This is a genomic window from Paenibacillus fonticola DSM 21315, assembly GCF_000381905.1.
Taxonomy (GTDB): Bacteria; Bacillota; Bacilli; order Paenibacillales; family Paenibacillaceae; genus Fontibacillus; species Fontibacillus fonticola.
Window position 1 is genome coordinate 126,778 of sequence record NZ_KB907246.1, and the last position, 23,461, is coordinate 150,238.

Here is a 23,461-nt window from a genome sequence, read left to right on the forward strand (position 1 = left end):
TCTTTTGTTAAACTTTTTTTAATTTAATGCGTATATACTATATACGACAATTTAAATTAGGAGGTTTAAAGTTGAATAGAACGAAGATGGTTGTAGCTTCATTGGCTGTAGCTGCCTTAATGGCACAGTGTGCTACTGGAATTGCAGGCGCGGCAGCAACGAAGTCGCAAACGAATACAGCAGCAGCGCAAGCGGTTAAGACACTGGGGAACTTAAATGGAATTAAGCTAGCTGGTAAGAGTACGGTAAAGCTGAGTAATGTTAATATTTTGGCTCAGGGTGATGGCAATGTATTGACGTATACACTGACTTATCACAACAATGATAGTAAGACTCTGTCCTTAATCGATTATTGGACGAAAGTCAAAACCAAATCAGGTACGGCATATAGCGTAAGTGTAGTAGGGGCAGATAAGGAGAAGAAGAAAGTTGTTCCCGGTTCTTCAGTTAGTGTGACCTATACTACAAAAATTGCCAAGCATCTAAAATATAGTGACCTGAACTTTCAAATCGTGAAATGGAATTTTAATGTTGCAGGATATGAAGAAGTATTGGGAAGTATTAATATTCCATCTACATATGCTGTAGCTACTCCAGTGAATACGACAGGAAAGCTAATCTTAAATGATTTTTCAGCAAATGCTAAAGTTATGTCGGTTAATGTTCTGGGGTTAGGCGATTCTAATTATGTAAATATCGCTTTGTATTTGCAAAACACTGGCTCCAGCACCATTGAAAATCCAAACCTAAAATATGTGGTTCAAACGGCTAGCGGAACAGCCTTTGCTGTAACTCCGGATTCAGCTAGTTCGAATTATAAGATTTTACCGCAAGAGAACAAGACGCTTAATTTGATCGCCAAAATTCCTAAAAACGTAAATTTGAACAATTTGCAGCTCTTATTAGTACAAAGTGATGAAGCTTCTAAGAGTGATATTCCCGTAGCATCCATGGGACTAGGAACGAAGCAAGGTACGAGCTCCAAAACTGCTGCGAACAAGGAAAGATTACTGAAAATTGATAATACGAACATAACGACCCGAATTGAAAGTATTTCCAGGAACCAAAGCTTTGGAAAGAGCGATCTGTCGATTCAATTTGCTATTGCCAATAAGGGAGATAAAGCAATCACACTTCCGAATTATTCTTTTGAGATTCAAGCTGGATCCAAATCGTATCCTCTTGTATCGAGTAGTTTGGATGGAATGGTTATAGAGCCGAATGAGGAGCAAATTATTTCGGTGGATGGAACTCTGCCGATTATTACGAATGCGAATGAGATGGACTTGGTGTTGAAGACGCCAACTGGGAGCTCTCAGGTTTCACCTGAACAACCTGCAGCACCAGCGGCTTCCAGCAGCTATCCGGTAGCTATTTATAGTTTGCCAGATTATACGGAAATGCAGCATGCTCTAGGACAAGAGCGTATAGTTAAAAATAATGATGGTGAATTTGGAGTTACACTGGATGCGGTTCAGAAGCTTCCGTGGAATGACGGAAACTTGTTGGCTACTAAAATTACAATCGTTAATAAAGGAACCAAAGCAGCGAAACTTCCAGAGTTCGAAGGTGCTTACAAGATGGATCTGACAACGCTAAGCAGTACGGTGAATCTTGTTAATAGTAATACGACGCAAATTTTGGGGCCAGGAGAGAAATCTAGCGTCTATGTGGTTGCAAATGTACCATCTAGCTTGAAATTCTCTCAATTGCAGGTGCAGTTGCTCCAGAAGCTTGGCGCGGATAAAACGGCCAATTGGGTTATGTTCTCGAACTATGGCAGCACCAGTGCCATAAAACAGATAGCAGAAGGAACATACTTCAATTTGGATACGGCAGGTAAAAAGTCCGATCTGAAGACTCGTAAAACTTATTTGTATAAGGGCAGTACGAGCGATATCATCTACACAGAACTAGTTATGAAAAATCTGGAAAACAGTCAAGCGAATCTATCTCAGTTAACTGGATATTTCCAGACAGATGATGGTCAATACTACAAAGCAGATGTGAATCAAGTGAAGCATGCGGTAGGACCTCAATCGTCAAGCCTGGTCTCTTTCTCAGCGAAGGTGCCGAAGGGGACAATAGTTTCAAATTGGCATCTGGTTGTTGGGGAGAGCGTTACGGAGAATAAGTTCACTGAGCTGGAGGGCAAACCAACGGGCTTTGTCAATGCTTCGGCTATGGAGCTTAATTTGGACAGCAGAAACATTCAGAGCAATCTGAAGGATGTTCAGTTATTCCCTTACACGCTGACTGTTAAGGAAATCGAAGGACGTACGAACTCATCTGGCTTAGAAGTGAAGATGAAATATGATCTGAAGCGTGACTTGACATATGATATGGGCGAATTCCAGCATAAGTTCATTCTCGAGGTGACAGATTCCAGCGGTGCCAGATTCGAGAAAGAAATCGAGTTGGAAAAAGATATGATCGTGGGCGGAAACCTGAGCTTCTCTTACGTTATTAATGACCTGATCTTTGCGACTTCCAGATCTGGAGCCTTCCAATTCTCCATTTACGATTCCTATCAAGGTGAGAAGACGAAAATCGCAACGCAGGCGGCATACTATGTAAATACAGATTTGTATAATTAATAGGTTTAAAGCAAGCAAAAATCCCTCCCGCAGGGATTTTTGCTTGTTTCAGTCTCTTAAAACTACTATCATTAATGAAAAGGGATTCATAGAAATGGATATGTTATTCATAATAGGAGGTACATAATGAAAGCAACGTGGAAAGTCGCAGCAGCAGCAGTACTAGTTGGTGGTGGAATATGGGCTGGTTCCTTGCTAAATGAGAACGTTGGAGCAGCGGTAGCCAACCAGCCAGGCACGGCAGAAGACCCTGTTGTGACAAAAAGCTATGTGGATCAGCAAATTCAACAAGCGTTAAAAGGCGGGGGCGGTAGTACACCTCAAGCAACAACGCCTAGTACATCAACAGGGGGATCAATAGGAACACCCGGTACATCAGCTGGAACACCTGCTGGAGGCAATAATTCGGCTGCTGCCAATCAAGTTGAAATCGTCGAACTAAAGCCTGGCAAGAAGCTGATTGCCGCAGCCGGCGCGGAATTCATCGTCCGGGCAGGCAAAGCAGCAATCTATAGCGAGGACCAAAACGGTGTGGCCGACTTAACAGATGGCAAGGATATAACAAATGGCGGTGCAGTCACGAACAATCATTTGTTATCTTTCCCAAGGGCGGGCCGGGGTATTCAGCATCAAGAGGGCCAGACACATCCACTGACTGTCATGGTGCGTGGCGGCTATTCCATCAAATAAATCCAAGGCAGTGGATGTTGCTTCCATGGAAGAATAATACCAGCAGTAACAAACATTGAGACGGCTAGATGATCGCGATTGATGCATACTATTCTTGAAGCATTATTTTTTGGAGGAGGTGTTTCAAGTATGGCTAGAAGCAATCGCAAAATCGTCCCGGAAAGCCATCAAGTGCTGCACCAATGGAAATATGAAATCGCCGCGGAGTTTGGATTAGCAGTCGCACATACCGGAGGGGCCTCTGGCTCTGCCGACACCGAATTTGCAGGTGAACTTGGTACATCTGGAGCTAATTCAGGATATACGAGTAATTGGGGCCATCTGACATCCCGAGAGAACGGCTCTGTAGGCGGAGAAATCACAAAAAGATTAATCGCGCACGCCCAGCGAAATTTAATGCATTAATTTTTTATTAAATTGTGTTTTTTATTTTGACATGACTTGGCAAATACGTTAATATGACTTTTAAGGATTGTCAATTCAACCTTTTCCGCTGCGGAAAAGGTTCATTTTTTGCTGATAAGCTGATAAGCTGATAGCTGATGATTAGTATTTAGTATTGGATATTTAGGCACTTGCCATACGATTCACATGGGGAGGTTGATTGTTATGTCCATCAAAGGACGCCATTTATTTACTTCTGAATCCGTGACCGAGGGGCATCCGGATAAGATTTGCGACCAGATTTCTGATGCGGTGCTTGACGCTTTTTTGAAGGAAGATCCAAATGCGCGGGTTGCGTGTGAAGTGTCTGTAGCTACCGGCCTTGTACTCGTTATCGGTGAAATTAGTACCAAGTCGGAATATGTGGATATTCCCGCACTGGTGCGGAAGACCATTAGAGAAATTGGCTACACTCGGGCAAAATACGGCTTTGACTCTAATACGTGCGCTGTACTGACGTCGTTAAACGAGCAGTCAGCAGACATCGCTCAAGGCGTTAACGCCGCTCTCGAGCATCGTGATCCAGCGCAAGTGGATAAAGAGACCGAGAATATTGGGGCAGGGGATCAGGGCTTAATGTTTGGCTTTGCCACGAACGAAACGCCTGAGTTCATGCCGCTGCCGATTGCTCTATCCCATCGGATTGCCCGCCGCCTGGCGGAAGTGCGTAAGGATGGAACGCTGAACTATCTTCGTCCGGATGGCAAGACTCAGGTAACGATTGAGTATGAGGATGGCAATGTGGTTCGCGTCGATACGATCGTCGTTTCGACACAGCATGCCGAGGAAATTACGCTGGAGCAGATCCAGAAGGATATTAAAGAGCATGTGATTCTTCCAGTTGTCCCGGCGGAATTGCTGGACGAGCAAACGAAGTATTTCATTAACCCTACCGGCCGTTTTGTTATTGGCGGACCACAAGGGGATGCCGGTCTGACCGGACGTAAAATTATCGTCGATACGTACGGCGGTTATGCCCGTCATGGCGGGGGCGCTTTCTCCGGTAAAGATCCTACTAAGGTGGATCGTTCCGCAGCTTACGCGGCTCGTTACGTCGCGAAGAACCTCGTTGCGGCTGGCCTGGCGGACAAGCTGGAAATTCAGCTGGCGTATGCGATTGGCGTAGCGACTCCTGTCTCCATTAACGTGGACACGTATGGCACAGGCAAAGTTTCAGAAGAGAAGCTCGTTGAGCTCATCCGGAACAACTTTGATCTTCGTCCAGCGGGCATCATCCGCATGCTGGATTTGCGCCGTCCAATTTACCGCCAAACCGCGGCATACGGTCATTTTGGCCGTACAGACCTGGACCTGCCATGGGAGCGTCTGGACAAAGTAGAAGTGCTTAAATCGCAAGCGGGTATTTAAGCTTAAATTTATTCCTTCTATACACCCTGTTATAAAATAGAAAACGGATATCCAATGCGTTCAGCAGTGGGTATCCGTTTTTTTGAGTTCTATATAAATTAAACTAGTAGATGGAAATGGATGTGGGGAAGTGCGAAAAATGTTCAAATGATCGTTGTTGCTCACCCGGCTGGGGCATATTAAGCTGCCATACCTAGATGCGTAGACCAAGCTGTCGCACGCTAAGCTACCGTACCCTAGATACGTAGACCAAGCTGTAGCACCCTAAGCAACCGTGCCCTAAGATAGTACACCAAGCTATCGCACGCTAAGCTGTCGCACGCTAAGCTATCGCACGCTAAGCTGTCGTACCCTAAGATACGAAAGACCAAGCAGTTGCACTATAAGCTGCCATACCCTAAGATGAGTAGACCAAGCTGTCGCACACTAAATGGAATTCGTGTATCTAATTATGCTCTAAACGAATGTTTCAAGGGTTTAGATGGATTCTATGCTCCTAAAATCAAGGATCTAGCCCATGATAGATATTTCCCTGCTTCTAACGACACTAGATACATTTAAATTTACATACCCCCCTTTGCCGCAGAAACTAACTACTATAAATCCATTTATATAAGTTGAACTAGTGAAAGTGGATGGGCGGCAATACGTAAAATGCTCCTACGACCGCTGTTGCTCCCAGACTTCCTGAATGATAAAGGTTCATAAGGTAGAAACTCGATCATAAAGGCGACTACAAGCTTAGCTCCCGAAGCAGTTTGCTTTCAGCCCCCTTTCCGTATCCTCGGAGCGATTGGATAATAATTGAATCAGTTTCACTCAGGCAGCTGGATATATTTTCATTGAAATGTCGACAGCCATCCAAGCATACCCCGGATATAAGAGGAGAGAACAAATAGGGAGTGCGACAATAGTCGACCTGAGCTGGGGACATTTTTCTTTTGAGAAATCATATTTTTCAAGAAACAAACGAAGTTTAATTATAAATCGGCAGTATGGCGAGCAATTAAACTTTACCATTAAGGAACTGCATAAGTGGGAAGAGGCGCTGCGAAATATGTGATATACTGAATGCAGAAGGCTACATATGAGAGCGGGATAAACACTGTAGTTTGTTGAAAGAAGGGAGGGACGAAAGTGAGTGAGCAAAAGCTTGATTTGATACTAAAAGAGCTTGGAAATATTAATGGAAGATTGGATGGTATAGATCAACGATTAGATGGTATAGACCATCGATTCAATGGCATAGATCAACGATTGGACAGCCATGAAGGGCTGATAACACAGCTGATTAGTGTGGTAAAGTCTACGAATGAGAAAGTGACGGTCATACAAGAGGAGCTTTTAGAGTTAAAAGAGGGTCAAAGCCGTCAGGATCGGATCTTGGAATCTTTAGCTTTGCATTCGCTAGAGCAGGAAACGATTATTCGGGAACTGAAGCGCATAAAATAAATTTTACAGGATGAGGAATATGGAAAATTTTTATAAGAGGAAGACAAAGTAACCCTCTAGGCTGATCTTAAATGGCCAGAGGGTTATTTCAATTGCTTGCTAAATTGTCTAGGAGGGATTTGCCGGTTCCCCTAAACTTGAGTCCCATATTTGCCGTTAATAAATATAGGTATGTCTTAATGGCCAACTACGGCTGATACATAGAGAATACGGTGAGAGGAGTCAGATAGAGAATGAGAAGGAAGCTTTCCTATAGTTTAGTGCTTGTCATGGTGTTAAATCTGCTGATGGGAATGGGAGGGGCTAAGGCGGCTGAAGCGCCGTTTGTCATATCAACAATGCAGCCGGCAAACGGTTCGAAAGGAGTTTCAATTGACCCCAAATCCATTCTGTTGACTTTTGATAGAGGAGTCAGACCCGGACAGGGAACGATAGAGGTCATTGCCGATGGAGAAACAGCTCCAACATTCAGCGAAACAATTACGCCCCAAGGCTTTGTCAGCATGCAATATGAGATCAGACTGCCAAGATTGGATTACAACAGGGTCTATCATGTCAAAGGCAGCGCAGGAACGTTTGTTGATGCGAATAATCCCGCGATAACATCCGAAGCCTTCGATTTGTCATTCACTACCTTGAGCTCGGCGGAGAGCAGGCCGCCTGTAATTAGCAGGGTGACCCCAGCAGAGAAAGCAACAATTACAGAGCTGACGCAGCTGCTTCAGATCGAATTTGATAAGACGATTGCAAAAGGCAGTGGTAATATACGGGTAAAGCGAGTTTCTAACAACGAAGTCGTGTTTAGTGCAGCGGTACAAGATTCTGCAGTGAGTGTAAATGGAAATGCCGCCAGCTGGCAAGTAGACAAGCTCCTTTCTGGAGAAAGCTACTATGTCGAGATAGATCAGGGGGCTTTCGTGGATAGCGATCATCAGCCTTTTGCCGGAATTCAGGACGGAGACAGATGGCGCTTTAACGTACGGGGATCTGCCGTGGCATGGAATGCAACGACGCCTTTCGTGCCGGCAAGCAATGCTAGTAACGTAAGCATTAACAGCAGCATTCAACTGAACTTTTCCCGTGCGGTATACCCCAATACGGGCAACATTATTTTACAGCATAGAAGCTCAGGGACACCTGTGACTATTCCTGTAACCTCCAGTGATGTAAAGGGAGGAGGAACGACCCAAATTACGATAACACCTCCTGCTTTAACATATAACTCAGTCTATACGGTAACTGTTCCGCAAGGCGCATTCAGAGATTCGGACGGAAATGAGACAATCGAGCGTTTCTGGAATTTTACAACGGGAACGGCTAATTCTACTTCATTGTCGATTGCCAGTCTTACGCCGACAAGTAATAGCTCGAACAACGCTGTTACGACAAAAATCGCAGCTACCTTCAGCAAAAACTATACTTTGGTAGATCGCAGCAAAGTTACGTTGAAAAAACAAGGGACTACCACGCTCATTAACGCGGAGGCCAGACAGACTTCAACCCGCGAGCTTACGGTTACTCCTTCCAGCAGTCTCCAGGAAGGGACAACTTATATTGTCGAAATCGCATCCGGCGCCATCGTTGACGCGGAGACAGGGGCCAATTATACGGGAACGAGCTGGACGTTTCATACAGGCACTGTAGATAAGACGGCTCCTGTACTTCAAAGCGCGACGATGCATTCTAACACGGCAATCCGGCTTGTATATAACAAAACGTTGGATTCATCCTACAACTTGTCGACTTCCAGCTTCACGGTCAATGTAAATGGAGAGAACCGCCGTATTAGCAGTGCGTATGCATCGGGTGAGAATGTTTATGTTTATTTGGAGACTGGCGTCGCGGTTGGTCAAAATATTCGTATCAGCTATTCAGGCACCGGTCGGCTAATTCAAGATACTAACGGGAATAAGGCGGCTAGTTTTACCAGCAAGGAAGTTACCAACGGCATTGACTCTGTCATGCCAAAGCCGCAGGAAGGATATATTTCAGGCAGTACATTGACGTTGCGCTTTAGCGAGAGCTTGAAGGATATATCCAGCTATGCTTATCAGCAGTTCACAGTTACAGCGGATGGACAAACGAAAAGCATCGATAGAATTAATAAAAGCGGCTCATATGTTTACCTTTATTTGAACAGTTCTGTATCGAATGGCGACATAGTTAAAGTATCCTATACACCAGGATCTTACCCGCTGCAGGATTATCGCGGGCAGAACATCGCTGCTTTTAGCGATTACTTCGTGCGAAATTACAATGATTCGAGAGCGCCAGAGTTTACGAAGGTTGAAGGATCCAGCAACAAAATCGTCATTACCTACAACGAAGCGTTAAGAAGCACCAGTATTCCGATGAAAAGCCAGTACTCGGTTCTAGTCAACAATTCACCTGTATACGTCACGAACATTGAGGTTTCGACAAACCAGGTCACCCTGACATTGGCATCGTCCTTCACGAAGGAACAGTATGTGACGCTATCTTATGTATCGGGTGTTGGAGGCATTGCCGATTTGAACGGGAACCTGGCTGGTTATATTAATCTGGAGCCGGTCACCTACAACATGGTTGCGGATGGAGTTCGCTCCGCAGTTGTCCGGGGGGATACGATCACGATCACGCATACGGGCACCTTAAGATCGTCAGGATCTATATCCGCTAATCAATTCAGTGTGAATGTGGATCAAGGATATACGACGGTCCAATCCGCAAGCTTAAGCGGAGATACGATTACTTTGAAGCTGGGGACATCCGTCTCAGCCAGTCAGGTGGTGGAACTGTCCTATACGCCGGGATCTGCTCCGCTCTATGATCATCTTGGCAATGCGATGAAAGCCTACAGCCGGATTTCTGTACAAAATCTTACGGGCGGTGGGACAAGCAACGGAACAGGAACAGGAGTCAGCAGTCTGCCATCCTTTTTGACGGTGTTTCCTTCTTCAGAATTTGACTTGAGAGGCTATTTGCTTAATGCAAATACAGCAAAGGCTCAGGAGGTCGTATCTGCGAGTAAGCAGCGATATATTAAAAGATATGAAGTTGATTCTGCAAAGCTGCAGGAGGCATATCAATTTATTATGAACAGCAATACGGCTGACCGGAAGCTTGTGTTCCAGGTGCCGAGCACGGAAAAAATGGCCGAGGTCGCTTTGCCGATAGGTCCATTATTGAGCGCATACGGACAGGGGAAAACGGGCTCCATAGCGATATGGCATCAGGATGTGATATATGAGCTTCCGATCGAGAAAATACCTTTTTCGCAAATTTCACGTTCCTTGTTCGCTAACAATTTAAATTCAGCGTACATTACAGTTCAAATCGATCCAATGGCTTCGACGCAGATGCCGCCCCCAATCAACAATAACGGGGTAACGACTACGCCGCTGCGTGATCCGGTTCAAGTCAATGTAGCGGCTTATAACAGTAACGCTGTGCAAAACGTCGTAGATGTGGATCACGAGGGGCGCATTCATTTTCGGGTCATAAATCAAGGAGCGGTGCCTCAAGGGATTATGAGCCAGGGAGCTAATAATTACAGAGCTCTTATCAAACATGATTTTTCTTCACGAACATCTTCATTTGTTCCCGCAAGTGTGAAGCAAAGCGGAAATTATGTGATCTTCAATGGGAAAATCAGCGGAAAAGAAGTCGTCGGACCGGCTCGCGGCTACAGTTACTTCACTGACACGGGCAGCCATTGGGCGAATGATTCTATAGTCAATTTGGCAAGCAGGCTCATTATCGACGGCCGGCAAAACGGCAGGTTCGAACCGAACAGTAATATTACCCGGGCGGAGTTTGCCGTGTTCATCGCTAAAGGACTAGGCCTGACCGCCGATGAAGGAAATGTTAATCGCTTCCCGGATGTGCCGAGAGGTACGACGGGGGATTATATTGGAGCGGCCGCCAAAGCAGGTATTATTGCCGGCAACACGGACGGTACTTTTAAACCGAACAGCTACATTACCCGTGAGCAAATGGCGCTGATGATGGTCCGGGCTATGAACTATGCAGGGTACGAGATTTCCCTGAATGGCTCGTCCGCCGCGACACTGAACCGCTTCAAGGACAATAACAAAATCTATTCCAAAGACAATGTCGCCAAGGCGGTAAAAGAAGGGATCATTCAAGGAGTTAGCCTCGATACCTTCCAGCCCCAAGGCAACGCTACCCGCGCCCAGGCAGCTGTCATGCTGAAGCGGGTACTGGAGAAGCTCAATTATATTTAGGTGTTGGCTGGATAAAGCTAACTTTTAATTTTCTATACACTTACTACCCTGATGTCACCCTAACAAGAAATGAGCCTAAGGCAAACGCCTTAGGCTCATTATGATTACCCTCCAAAATAATCTTAGGGTAACCGTGGTCCGATCAACAGCTACTTCATCAAAGCTCGCAGCTCCGTACATGCTTCCCTTAATGATTCTACTTGTTCTAAGTATAGCACTAAGGCATCTAAAACCACACTGTTCTGTGATGACTCAAAAGATTCCTGCCGTATTTTCCTCAGAGCTTCGCTATAGCTCGCTTTCTCTGAGTCAGTTAGTATTTGGTTATTACTAATACGGCTGTCTAACTCCTCGAACACCTCATGTAACCGGCGGGTTTCCCAAATAGCGTTCTTGACTTTGCAGTTCTCTTTTTTTTCTAATGGAGAAAAATCGAACAGAGAAACATTGCGCATTTCAGGAGTATTAAACCCTTCCACTAGAATGTGGATAACCTGACCGACATATATAGCAAGGCTCCGGCATTGTCGATCAGGGATATCGGAACCTATAAGCCGGAAATATTCCAATAAAATGCTGCCGGCGATAAAGATGATGTCCATAGCATGCTTCTCAATATCTTTTCCATACGTATCCGTGATGCAATCTTCAAACCAAAGATAGAATTGCTCCTCTAAATCCGTCCATGCTTTTCGAATTTTCTCGTCGCTTGAATTTTTTAGCGCAGGCATGTTGAACATGTTGAACATCAATGTTTGAAAGTTATGATTCAGAACCACCTTCAAGTAGGTTGCCATAAGCTCAACAAGACGTTCGCTGGGAGTAAGCTCTAAGTTACGATACAGCTTGGTAACCTCTCTATCTAATGATTTGCTCAAATTTGAAATGCTATCTAACAGCAGTGTCTCTTTGCTGTCAAAATACTTATACAAAGAAGGCTTGGTCATCCCGCTTTCTTTGGCGATTTCATCAACTGTGGTCAGGGCAAATCCCTTTTCGCCAAAAAGCCGCAGTGCATTTTGTAAAATAATTTCCTTTTTGTCCTTATTCATTTAAGGGTTCCTTTCATTGTTGTAAATAGCGGTGACCTCACCTGCAAATCTGCAAAGATGCGAATCTGCAAGCGAGGCCGCCGGTTACATCGAAACGGTATCTGTAGCTGTAGAGATAGATGGATCTGGAGTACGTTTGCGATTATGCCGGTTTTCCTTCCAATTCGCGACTACCATGTAGATGGAAGGCACGACGACCAGCGTTAGAACGGTTGAGAACATCAATCCAAAAATAATAGTGTAAGCCATAGGTCTGAACAAGATGCTTCCTGCAATAGCCAATGGCAGCATTCCGATCATGGCCGTAAACGAAGTGAGCACGATAGGACGGAAACGAGCGCTTGCTGCTGAGATGACTGCTTCGTACAAACCGATTCCTTCCCGCCGCGCATCCTCAATAAATTCAAGGAAGACAATCCCGTTGCGCACGACAATACCCGCTAGTGAAATTATACCCATTATACTCATGAAGCCAATGGAAGATCCAGAGACAAAGATCCCAATGATTCCGCCAGCGGCAGCCAGATATACCGTGGTCATAATAATAATCGGTGCCGACAGGGAATAGAACTGGATCGTGATCATAATAAAGATTAAGAAAATGACGACAACGAAAAGCATAGCCAAATCCCCGAAAATATCCGCTTGGTCTGAAGTTTCGCCGCCAAACTCAATCGAATATCCATTTGGAATAACCATGTCATTCAAAATAGCGCGCACCTCGGCATTTAGCTCAGATGCTGTCTTTCCAACCGCATTGGCTTCCACCGTGATCATACGTTCAAGGTTATAACGCTGAATTTTTTGCGTTGTAAATGACGACTTCATTTCAGCTAGTTGGGCTAAAGGAATTTGGGCCCCTTGTTTATTGGTAATAAAAATTTGCTGGAACAATTCATTGGGACTTGCTCCTTGGCTCGAAGCTTGGAAGTTGATATCGACGATTTGCTTGCCTGTATCAAAGTCGCCAATGTCGAGTCCATCGCCCATCAGCCGCAGCGTTTGCGTCAGTGTACTGTAATCGATCATATATTCGTCCATAGCCCGGTTGTTAACTTCAAATTCTAGCGTATAACTCTGATTTCCGAAATTGTCTTTGATTCCGGTTGCGCCGTCTAGCTTGGAAATTCTCTCTTTTAACTGCTGAGACAGCTTTTGCAGCGTGCCCAGATCTTCACCGGCAATCCGGACGGATACCGCAGAACCTACGGGAATTCCGAGTCGAGGGACGTGAGTCGATATCGTTGCGCCCGGGAATTGCTGCTTCAGCTCCGCTTCCCAAGCGGAGACGGTTGAATCTAATTTAAATAAACCCGGTTTGCCAATAACAGAAATCTGTCCGACAGAAGTTGAAGAAGCAACAGCATTTGTAATGTCAGAATATAATTGGGGAGCCCTGCCGCCCACGCCTACGCTGACAAGCTCGGTCTCAGGCTGCTTCTCCACCCATTTGGATATATTGTTCACCATGCGATGAGTTTCCTGGAAGGACGTGCCTACAGGCATTTCCACATTGATGCTAACATAAGGATCCTCGGACTCAGGGAACAAATCAATCGGCGTAATCAAAGCTAAACTGAAGGAGGCTGTTCCGATCAGCAGGCCTATGCCTGCGTACAATTTAGGTTTTTTAAGCACCTTCGGGATCAGAGTACCGGAGTACCATGTAATTAAGGCCTGAATTTGTTTGCCGAGCAAGCCAGCAGGCTTTGCCTCCACTGAAGAAGGCGTATTCTGCTCGTCGGTGACTTCTTCATTAACGGTTTTATCAACGGTTTTGCTAATGGCTGCTCGTTGTCTGCGCCGGTTCTCATGCCACTGACGGAAGATCGGAATGATGGTCAGCGACATAATCATGGAAGCAAACATGGAGCAGGAAATGACAATAGGAAGCGGCTTGATAAAGGAACCGATATCCCCGGTTAAAAATAGCAATGGCGCAAAAGCAAAAATGGTCGATAGGGTGGCAGTCAGGATAGATATGGATACTTCCTTCGCTCCCTTGATTGAGGCGACTTCGGGACTTTCCCCCAGTACGCTTAGTCTGCGCTCGATATTGTCGTTGACCACAACGGCATCGTCGACCAGTATCCCTAGTACAATAATCAAAGCTACGATAGAAATTTCATTGATCGTAATTCCCGTGAAGGGCATCACGATCATGCCTATCGCTATGGAAATTGGTATGGCAGCCGCCACAATCAGCGACGTCATTAGATTAAGTCCTAATGTACAGACCAAAATGACGGCAGTGATGGCGATCAGCATTTCCTGCAGCAGCTCGCTGAACATGGTACTGACGACTTCTTTCTGACCAAAGGCCGGAGCAAAATGTGCGTTGCTGGGCAAGCTACCCTTAAGCTCATCCAGCTTCTGAGAAATTAATTTATCCATGGTCAGCACATCCGAGCCGGTTTGAGCGGACACATTTATGGAGATGGCAGGCTGCCCGTTATAATAAGCAAGATAGGATGGTTTTTTATCCACCAATTGAACCTGACCGACATCTTTTAAATATAGCGGAGATCCGGTCTGCGTTTTACTAATGAGTATTTCATTCAATTCTTTGGCATCGGCAATATCAGTGACGACCAAATCATAACTGCGAGAGTCATAATCCAGCGAGCCAAGCGGTGTGCGGTTGTTCATGTTGGTTACTGCCTGCACAACCTGCTCCCAGACAATGCCGTATTGCTCTAGTTTTTGCAGGTCGACCTTAATGCTTACTTCTTTGTCAGGAATACCTTCGATCTTTACATCGGCAACACCGCTCACCTGACGTATTTTATCCCGCCATTCGATCATGAGATCGCTGAGACCGTACAATGTATCTGGATTATCGGCAGAGATCACATAGGAACCAATGAAGGAGGAGATTAGGTCGTCGTTAACAATAGGTTTATGAACGCCATTGGGCAAATCGGCGGTGGCATCCTCCACCTTTTTTCGCAATTGATCCCAGGTTGCAGCAGCGTCTGCGTCCGGATAAGCATATACCATAATGGACGAAACGCCGCTTGAACTGGTCGATTCAATCGTTTCGATCGTTTCAACCTGCTTAATCGTCTGTTCCAAAATTTTAGTGACCGACTGTTCCACCCGCTCTGGCGTAGCTCCCGGGAAAACAGTTATGACTGCAGCCTGCTTCAATACGACGTCAGGCATATCCTGACGAGGGAGCGTAGTCGCGCTAAAGATACCGAATATAATCAAAATGATAAATAATAAGATCGTAATTTTTCTTTTGCGTATGGAATATTCGATCATTTTGCATTATCCTCCACGATCGTGATCGTGTCTCCGTCAAACAAGCTGTCTGCCCCGATGCTGACAACGACATCGCCTTCATGGAGGCCTGAGGCGATGCTCAAGCGGTTATCCTCGCTGATACGAGCACCTAATTCGACCACCGTTTTAACGGCTTTGCCGTTGACATGTTTGAAGACATACGGCTCCTGACCATTACTAATGACCGCCCCGGCGGGAACAAAGATGCCTTCCTGTCCGATGGAGGATAGGCCTACACGAACCACTTGACCAGGGATCCAATCCTGCTCAGGATTAGGGACACTCACTTCTACAGTTAATGTTCCTGTTCCTTGATTGGTTGCAGGAGAGACTCTGACGACAGTACCTTGCCGTTTGTTTCCGTTCTGTTCAAGCGCGACCACTTGTCCCGGTTTCCACTGGTCTGCTTGCTCGCTTGGAACGGCGATCGGAACCATCAGTGTATCGATCGTGCCGATGACAAAGGCTTCTACTCCAGCGGGGGCCAATTGGCCAACGACAGCCCTTTTACTCAAAATAACGCCGTCGATCGGCGCGGTCAGTTTTGTTTTGCTTAATGCCAACTGGGCTTGTTCCAGTTGGATTGTCGCCTGGTCGTATGCCGCTTGCACTTGCATTTGCCCGCCTTTGGCTTGCTCTACGGCTGCCTCGGCTGCGCTTTTGCCGGCTTTAGCCTGTTCAACTCCGGCCTGTGCCGACTTGCGCTGCTCAGCAGTAGCACCTTCGGTCAGCTCAGATAGCGATTGCTCGGCGTTCTCTAGTGAAGTTTCGGCATCTTTAAGCTGCAGTTGGAATTTTTCGTACTCATCCAACGATATTAGACCAGCGGAATAAAGATTCGAATATCGCTCTTCATCTGCCAGGAATTTGTCATAGGCACTCTGCGCCATAGCGACCATATTTTGAGTCTGAGCAAGTTTTTGGGCGGATGCTCCTTTCTCTACGGCAGTAAAGCTTGCCTCAGCCGTATCCAGCTGTGCTTTGGCCGCCTGGGCTTGGGCCTTTGCTGCTTCTACCCCCGCTTTGGCGGCGCTGAGTTGACCAGCGGCTTGAGCTACCCCGTTCTGCGCTTGCTTCAGTTGCAACTGCGCATTCTCATCATCAATAACAGCAAGTACATCCCCTGCTTTAACATGATCGCCCGCTTCCACTAGCGTCTGTTGAATCTGTCCCGCAACTTGAAAGGAGATGCCTGCTTCCTGCTCCGGCTTCAGCGTTCCTGAGAAATTGTACTCCGCATTCAAGGGTTCTTTCTTAATTGTAATGACCTGTACGGCGGTTGCTGCTTCTCCTGATGCCGTCCCGTTATCAGCTGAACCGCATGCTGCTGTTATCATCATCATTGATATGGCTAAAATTAGAGCCGGCCAACGTCCTTTCATCCAGTTCCTCTCCTCCTGAATTTATCCCATAGTAAATTTTTTAACTTTAAAGTAACCCAGTCGTGGCGCGCTTGTCAAGCGAGGGCATGAAAGTTGATTTCTTAATTTTCCGGTGATATTATGGGAGCGATATGACTAGTCTGATTTGGGAGAGAGAGGTAAATTTTCTATGAAAAGAAGTCTATCGGCAATGATATCGTCACTGCTATGTTTGAGTCTTTTATCAGCGGGGCCGGTAGCAGTCCATGCCGCCAGTGCGGACGAAGACAACACGATTCGTACCGGGAAGGAAGCGACTCTCAAAGAGGTGTTAAAGGATTCCTTTATTGATTCGGGCACCCTGATAAACATTAAGCGCCTGGATCTGGATACGGTGCTGAAGTTATCGTTGGATCATTCACTGAATTACAGACTATTAACTTATAAGCTGACGGCTGTAAAATTAAATGAAGGAAGCCTTAGAGAACAGCAAAAAGAGCTCAATAGTGCCAGTGGAGGGGCGGGCAGCTCGTATAGATTACCGGAATCTATTGAGGAGATGCAGGAGAAATATGGCGAGATTCCGGAGGAGATGCTGCCATCCTTGTACCCGACGCTAGAAACCAACATGGTTGTGAATCAGTTATTGAATGGTGTTGGCGATATTGCCGATGCCATGAACAAGCAAATACAAGGGCAACGAGACCAATTGATTGCTGCCTTAAAGCAGGTTGAGATGGAACAGTCCAATACAGTTCTTGATTTGGAGGAAGCTCGCATAGGAATTAAGCTGCAAGTGACTTCGCAGTATGCGGAACTGCTCTCGCTCGACAAACAACGGACTGTGGCCGAGAAGTACTTAGAGGTCTTAAAAGCCGATTTGAAGAAAGCCGAACTGATGCAGGAGATGGGTATGACTTCGGCGGTCAAGGTTACCGAAGCGCAAAGGGAGATTCAAAAGCAGGAGCAGCAGCTGGAAGGGCTAAAAAGCAAGTATGAATTGGCATTAGTCCAGCTTTGCTTTGACCTTGGCATCTCCTATGACCCCAATATCGAGCTGGCAGACCTGCCGGACTTCACCCCGCAGCCAATCAGCCGCTTGAATCGGGAGCGTATATTGGAAAAATCATTTGAAATGAAGCGGCAATGGAACTCTATCATTTTGGCAAAACATCAAGAGAGTCACACCCGTGCTACCAATGCATCCAATGACGATCAGAAAGACTTGCTGGAGTTGAATGTACGTATTGCGGAGCAGCAGGCCGAAAAAACGCGGATCGAGCTTAACAAAAAAATCGATGAACTTTATAGTAATGCTGATTTGGCTTACAAGGCTTACGAAAATGCAGAAAACGATTATAATAACGCGAAGCAAGATAATATTCACATGACAAAGCGCTACGACAATGGATTAGTCTCTCGTCATGATTATGACAAGTCAACCTTCATTTTGACGCAGCAGGAGCTGGCGAAGGAGTTGGTTCGAATTCAACTTTACGTAGTAGAGCGCTCCGTAGAGGCGCTTGAGGAAGGGTTCATTATGTAGGGATCTATGTGGTAGGGGCACATGACGGACCCGGCCGGCCATGAAAAATGTTCTTCCATTTTATAAGATGGGAGAACGTTTTTTCGTGATTTTCAGTCGACTCGCAAGTGCTCCGCAAGCCGCTGTTATAAACGAATTTGCAAACCGCTGTAGTCGGCCTATCCGCTAACCGTTATTGGCGACCGCTCTGCAGACTGCTGTTGCCGGCCGCTCCGCAGGCCGCTCCGCAGGCCGCTCTGCAAGCCGCTCTGCAAGCCGCTCTAATAGCCGTTGTTGTCGGCAGTCCCGCAGGCCGCTCCACGAGCCGCTGTTGTCAACGACTAAATTAGTGTCTTCCTAGAATACAAGTCTTTGGTACACAAACTACTGTACGCCGCCGGATGAGAGGAGGGCTCGCCCAATAGCTGGATTGCGCAAATTACATAAATTACCTGGAGCGCACCTATTACACAAATTAACAGGAATGTACCTATTATGCAAGTTAACTGGAACGCACCTATTATACAAGTTAACAGATCGCATCTATTACAAAATTAACAGGAACGTACCTATTACACAAATTAGCTGGATTTTCTGTATGTAAAAGTTGCACTTTAAGGCGAAGTGTGTGATTAGCTGGAATTCATGTAGTTAATTGAACTGGATTGGGAAGTAAGTCCAAAAAAACAATGTTGCAGATACACGAAATCCAGCTATTTTTTCTAATCATACAATAAAGCTAAAAATAGGTACGAGAAATCCATCTAAATTTAAAATCTCGATTGCGGAAGTAAGCCCAGTTGGTTTGAACGACGTTTTTCATAAGGCTTAGTAAGTTATAAAGGGCAGGAAGTTGTAGGTCAATAAGTCACAAGACTAAGTGAATCATAAGACAAAGTGAATCACAAGACTAAGTGAATCATAAGACTAAGTGAATCACAAGACTAAGTGAATCATCAGAATTAGTAAGTCGTAAGGGGCAGGTCAGCAAGTCATAAGAGTCGGTTTATAATAGTAGGTTACATGTGCCGCAAGCTGGTATCTTAGATCAGGTGAACATAAAGTTAGTTTATTAAGTCCCAAGTGTTTCTAATGAGTTCATACTGATGTACACGCAAGCCTGCGCCGGAGTAAATGGGACGAAGCCAGCCTTTTTGAGTAAGTGAATGTAATATTCGAATGGCCGTGCGATGATCCATACAAAGATGAGTTGCTACTTGTTTGGGGCGGATGGGCTGCATGGAGCTTAAGCACAAGCGAATAACTTCTGCTTCTTCCAAAGCGCCTGGCTCAAGGGGATGCTGTTGCGTCAGGTAACGGTTGAAAAGCAATTGCAGCAAATTTCGGCATATTTCGGGCCTGCTGGCAATGTCATCGTATGCTAGTGATATTACTCGGTAGCCAAGTGTTTGCAAGTAGAGCTCGCGATTCAATTCATTACTGTATTTGGTTCGATCCATCTCGGTGACATGTGGGCCATAACCTTTAATTTCAAGTATGAATCTTAAATGCCCTGGTAGGAAGGCGAAATCACCGAAATAGGAGCGTCCGCGCCAATCTGGCACCTCGTACTCAGGATGAAGATGATCGAGGTTTCTATACAGGGGCCACCAGACATTTTTCAGAAAAAGTCTCTCCGTGCCCGTGACCTCTCTCAAGACGAGCTCTACGTTCTCCTTTACGACGCAGAATGTGACTGTTAATAAACTGCCTGTGGGCTTTTTCGAATTCCATGGTTACCTGCCTCCCGTAGATTTGGATAGATACTTAAAATGTAGAATAAAGCATACAGAACACACAGAAACATACAAAAACGCCCTGCCCATTAAAATTGGACAGGACGTTCTTCGTCATGTATATCACCATTATACGAATATGTATCGCATTTAGCCAGCGGTAAACAGTATAGACGTAATGTAAATGGATTTCTTGTAATTAATTCTACTAAATTTCATGTTAGGCTAACTTTAGCTGGATTTGGAGTATTTAAAATGGCTTGAAAATGTAAAAGTTACTGTTGCGATGAGTTTAGATACCATGAATCCAATTAATGTATTTTAATAGAGTGTTTTCTTTTAAATAGATACAATAAATCCACTTGTTATCAATCTATGGTAAGTTCCAGATCTCTTATACCTGTTCATTCATACCCGTTCATCCACCATGTGACGATAATCCAATTCATTTCCACTGGCTCAATTCCGCTACATTCCAGGCCTCCTCAATCCCATCATTAAATCTATAACCTACCTTTCAACCTCAATATAACCGCAAACACCCGCCACCAGCGAACGAATCATCTACCCATCGTCGACGCACCGTCGAGTCACCCATCACCCATCACACATCACACATCACACATAACCCTCACTCATCACCGCCAACTTATTAACCATCACCATCAACCAACAACCCTCACCCACCACCATCACCATCAACCAACAACCGTCAACCACCACCATCATCATCATCAGTTAACGGTTAACCGTTAACCGTTAACCGTCAACCATAACAACACACACCAACTCTCCTAAATCGTTCCAAATCCCCTTCCGATTTTATCAATCTTGTTACTTTTGCGTAACTTTTCCGTCTAAAAGTAGTCTATTATTTATGTACTAGATTCCCGGATTGGAAGAATAGGAAGAATAGGGATCGATTTTTGACATAAAGCATACAGATGGGAGAGTAATAAATTACAATGGTAGTTCGCAAAGACACAAAATTGGTTCGGTTTGCTGTCAGAAACGGGAAGAAGCTCATTCTTGTTACGCTGGCCGGTATGATATGGGTTCAACCTGTGGTAGATATTGGGATAGGATGGTTTGGGCCTGCCTCATCGGCTCATGCGGCTTCGGAGCAGGCTGTAAAGTTAAGTGAAGATTATATTACGTCTGGCGCCAAGCTATTAAAATATCAATACACGACAACGAGATCCGGCAAGTCGGTGAAGGTGCTCGCCGATGTCATTCAAGTAGATTTGACGAATCCTTACGTCCATCTTGATGTCATGACAGGGAAGGAAGGGCAAGTAACCACTAGGCAGTCCGTCCAGGGAATGGCTAGGGAGACTGGCGCAGTCGCAGGCATTAACGGCGATTTCTTCTCGACGACAGGGCAAGGTGTTGCGCTCGGCGGCGCGGTATCCCAAGGAACGCTCGTAACGAGTCCATCGCAACTGACGGGGATGTATGCCTTTGCCGTACGGAATGACGGGACCCCGTTGATCGATCGATTCGAGTTCCAAGGAAGCGTCATGACAGAGAATGGCACGACCTTTCCTCTGTCCGGCTTAAATCAGGAAGCGTACATCACAGAGCCGGACAAGTCTTATAGTCACGCTAATAAGATGTATATATATACAAGCGCCTGGAAGTCAGAAGATCGTCCCAAAGACAGTTCTACGACACCTACAGAGGTGCTAGTCCAAGGCGGCATAGTACAGCAAATCTCGATTAAAGCGCCTATATCGGGCACGGTGCCTACGGATGGTTACATATTACGGGCTCACGGCACGGCAGCCGATTTCGTGGCCGCCAATCTGTACGTGGGGCAGCGGCTGGATACAACCTATCGGCTACGTTCGCTTAGCAGCGGTCAAGAGCTGAATCCAGCCGAAGTGAAAATGATGATCGGCGGCCATACACTGCTTGTCGATCAAGGAAAGCCATCTTCGTTCACCCGCTCCACTACGAGCATTAGCGGCAGCAGTGCGGTGGCCCGCACAGCGGTCGGCTATTCCCAGGACGGCAAATACGCCTATCTGATCGCTGCGGAGAAGAACAATAGCAGCTCCGGCATGACTCTGGCCGAATTGCAGAAGTTCATGGCTGCGATCGGCATATGGAAGGGGATGAATCTAGACGGCGGCGGCTCCACGACGATGGTCGATCGTCCGCTGGCTGAGAATGAAGCGACCCTGACCTTTACGACGTCCAATGGAGACGGATCGCAGCGTGCGGTGGCGAACGGGCTTGGCATATATACTACGGCGCCCCAAGGAGCGCTGAAGGGGCTTAAGGTCAGCGGAACAGCCTCGCTTCTGATCGGACAGACAGCGGCATATTCGCTGAAAGGGTACGACACCTACTATAACCCGGTGGACGCTTCGGGGATTCAGGCCACCTGGAAGGCGGATAACGGCAATGTAAGCTGGACGGGAGCGGGCTTTAAGGGCGTGAAGGCCGGCACATCGCAAATTACAGCGGTTAGCGGCGATGCGAAGACTAGCATGAAAGTGACCGTCCTGGGCGGCAGCGACTTGGACAGTCTCTCTTCAACGACGACCTATGCGCCGCTGGCGGCCGGTACCAGCGTATCCGTGCCAATGACAGCCAAGCTGAAAGACGGCCGGACGGTAGAAGTGCCTGCAGAATCCTTGACCTGGGAATTCAAAGGAATGAAGGCTTCGGTGTCGGATGGTGTCCTGACCGTAGAGTCGGTTAACAACGGAGCCAAAGTGGCGTATGCTACGGCAAAATATGACGGGTTTAGTGCAACACCGATTGTATTATCCACCTCGGCCGAGCAAATTTGGGAAAACTTTGAGAGCACGTCTTATCCGGTTTCCTTCAAGGGACTTCCAGCTGAAGCAGCGGGAACGGCTGCGATCGTGCAAGGAACGGGAGAGCGTCAAAATTCTAAAGTGCTTAAGCTTGACTATGATCTAACCCAGGGAACGGGCAACAAATTCGCTTATGCTGAGCTGAATGGAACAACAGGCCGGGTGATTCCTGAAGGTTCTACCGCAATGTCGGTAGATGTCTTGGGGGATTCCAGCTTAAACTGGCTGCGCGCCGAATTTGAGAATCCAGATGGCAAGGCCGTGTACGTGGATCTGGCCAAGCCGCTTAACTTCTCGGGCTGGAAGACGCTGACGGTCGATCTGAGCGCAGCAGGTCTGCAGCAGAAAGCGAAGCTGAAGCGCCTATACCTTGTTAACCTGGAGGAAGGACAGGACGAGCGTGCTTTAACCGGAAGCGTGTCTTTTGACAATATTAAATTCACGTCTCCCGTACTGGAGGGAGATACAGGACTGGCAAGTGCCAAAGCTGTCATGGCGATCGGGCAGAAATCGATGACTGTGAACGGCAAAAAGCAGAGTATCGATGTGGCCCCGCTGCTAAAAGATGACACGACGTATGTGCCAATAAGGTACGTGCTGGATTCGTTTGGCGGACAGTCGGAATGGAATGGTACAGCGAAGAAAATTACCGTTTTGTCCGGTAGTACAGTTTTGGAATTAACGGTAGGAAAGAAAGAATTCACCATGAACGGTTCGAAAAAACAATCGGTCGTATCGCCTATTATCGTCGACGGTAGGACTTTAGTCCCGCTGAGATTAGTGTCAGAAGCACTTGGTATCGATGTAAAATGGGAAAAGAAAACCAAATCCATCACTCTTGAATCATGATATGATTAAACATGGCATATATGGATACAAGGAAATGGAGAAGGT

Annotated in this window: 12 protein-coding genes; 8 read left to right on the forward strand and 4 right to left on the reverse strand. The window is 46.2% G+C overall.

Annotation, left to right across the window (positions count from 1 at the left end; translation table 11 throughout):
* Positions 1-71: 71 nt before the first annotated feature.
* The 6 genes from G358_RS0102335 (at position 72) to G358_RS0102360 (ending at position 10,777) form a co-directional block, all read left to right on the forward strand.
* Complete coding sequence (locus G358_RS0102335) at positions 72-2,597, forward strand: hypothetical protein (protein WP_019635596.1); 2,526 nt, start codon at positions 72-74, stop codon at positions 2,595-2,597.
* A 126-nt stretch (positions 2,598-2,723) separates the two neighbouring features.
* Positions 2,724-3,287 carry a hypothetical protein gene (locus G358_RS0102340; protein WP_019635597.1) on the forward strand — a complete coding sequence of 188 codons (564 nt, stop codon included), beginning with the start codon at positions 2,724-2,726 and terminating at the stop codon, positions 3,285-3,287.
* 129 nt (positions 3,288-3,416) lie between these two features.
* The gene (locus G358_RS0102345; RefSeq protein ID WP_019635598.1) at positions 3,417-3,692 is read left to right on the forward strand and encodes an alpha/beta-type small acid-soluble spore protein; all 276 of its coding nucleotides are present in this window, start codon (positions 3,417-3,419) and stop codon (positions 3,690-3,692) included.
* Between the two features lie 204 nt (positions 3,693-3,896).
* Entirely contained in the window at positions 3,897-5,099 is a 1,203-nt protein-coding gene (metK, locus tag G358_RS0102350; RefSeq protein WP_019635599.1) for a methionine adenosyltransferase, read from the forward strand.
* Between the two features lie 1,137 nt (positions 5,100-6,236).
* Positions 6,237-6,551, forward strand: a complete 315-nt coding sequence (locus G358_RS0102355) for a hypothetical protein (protein ID WP_019635600.1) — start codon at positions 6,237-6,239, stop codon at positions 6,549-6,551.
* Between the two features lie 233 nt (positions 6,552-6,784).
* A complete protein-coding gene (locus G358_RS0102360; RefSeq protein ID WP_019635601.1) occupies positions 6,785-10,777 on the forward strand; it encodes an Ig-like domain-containing protein in 3,993 nt (1,330 codons plus the stop codon).
* Between the two features lie 149 nt (positions 10,778-10,926).
* Here G358_RS0102360 and G358_RS0102365 read toward each other — a convergent pair whose 3' ends face one another.
* The 3 genes from G358_RS0102365 to G358_RS0102375 form a co-directional block, all read right to left on the reverse strand.
* Positions 10,927-11,829 (reverse strand): TetR/AcrR family transcriptional regulator, encoded by a 903-nt coding sequence (locus tag G358_RS0102365; RefSeq protein ID WP_019635602.1) that lies wholly within the window; start codon positions 11,827-11,829, stop codon positions 10,927-10,929.
* 84 nt (positions 11,830-11,913) lie between these two features.
* Positions 11,914-15,096: an efflux RND transporter permease subunit gene (locus G358_RS0102370; RefSeq protein WP_019635603.1), complete on the reverse strand. Its 3,183-nt coding sequence runs from the start codon at positions 15,094-15,096 to the stop codon at positions 11,914-11,916.
* Positions 15,093-16,499, reverse strand: a complete 1,407-nt coding sequence (locus G358_RS0102375) for an efflux RND transporter periplasmic adaptor subunit (protein WP_019635604.1) — start codon at positions 16,497-16,499, stop codon at positions 15,093-15,095. The genes G358_RS0102370 and G358_RS0102375 overlap by 4 nt, the downstream gene beginning before the upstream one ends.
* Positions 16,500-16,668: 169 nt before the next feature.
* Between G358_RS0102375 and G358_RS0102380 the strand changes: the two genes are divergently transcribed.
* Positions 16,669-18,024: a TolC family protein gene (locus G358_RS0102380; RefSeq protein ID WP_019635605.1), complete on the forward strand. Its 1,356-nt coding sequence runs from the start codon at positions 16,669-16,671 to the stop codon at positions 18,022-18,024.
* A 1,043-nt stretch (positions 18,025-19,067) separates the two neighbouring features.
* Here G358_RS0102380 and G358_RS31160 read toward each other — a convergent pair.
* Positions 19,068-19,661, reverse strand: a complete 594-nt coding sequence (locus tag G358_RS31160; protein ID WP_019635606.1) for a hypothetical protein — start codon at positions 19,659-19,661, stop codon at positions 19,068-19,070.
* Between the two features lie 1,043 nt (positions 19,662-20,704).
* On the opposite strand from G358_RS31160, the gene G358_RS0102390 reads away from it, so the two are divergent.
* On the forward strand, positions 20,705-23,416 hold the full coding sequence (locus G358_RS0102390; RefSeq protein ID WP_019635607.1) for a stalk domain-containing protein: 2,712 nt from the start codon (positions 20,705-20,707) through the stop codon (positions 23,414-23,416).
* The last annotated feature ends 45 nt before the right edge of the window (positions 23,417-23,461 follow it).

Excerpts from the sequence above, each read along its gene's own strand:
- G358_RS0102340 (WP_019635597.1), top strand. The coding sequence starts at position 2,724 with ATGAAAGCAACGTGGAAAGTCGCAGCAGCAGCAGTACTAGTTGGTGGT.
- G358_RS0102345 (WP_019635598.1), top strand. The coding sequence starts at position 3,417 with ATGGCTAGAAGCAATCGCAAAATCGTCCCGGAAAGCCATCAAGTGCTG.
- metK (WP_019635599.1), top strand. The coding sequence starts at position 3,897 with ATGTCCATCAAAGGACGCCATTTATTTACTTCTGAATCCGTGACCGAG.
- G358_RS0102360 (WP_019635601.1), top strand. The coding sequence starts at position 6,785 with ATGAGAAGGAAGCTTTCCTATAGTTTAGTGCTTGTCATGGTGTTAAAT.
- G358_RS0102365 (WP_019635602.1), bottom strand. The coding sequence starts at position 11,829 with ATGAATAAGGACAAAAAGGAAATTATTTTACAAAATGCACTGCGGCTT.
- G358_RS0102370 (WP_019635603.1), bottom strand. The coding sequence starts at position 15,096 with ATGATCGAATATTCCATACGCAAAAGAAAAATTACGATCTTATTATTT.
- G358_RS0102375 (WP_019635604.1), bottom strand. The coding sequence starts at position 16,499 with ATGAAAGGACGTTGGCCGGCTCTAATTTTAGCCATATCAATGATGATG.
- G358_RS0102380 (WP_019635605.1), top strand. The coding sequence starts at position 16,669 with ATGAAAAGAAGTCTATCGGCAATGATATCGTCACTGCTATGTTTGAGT.
- G358_RS0102390 (WP_019635607.1), top strand. The coding sequence starts at position 20,705 with ATGGTAGTTCGCAAAGACACAAAATTGGTTCGGTTTGCTGTCAGAAAC.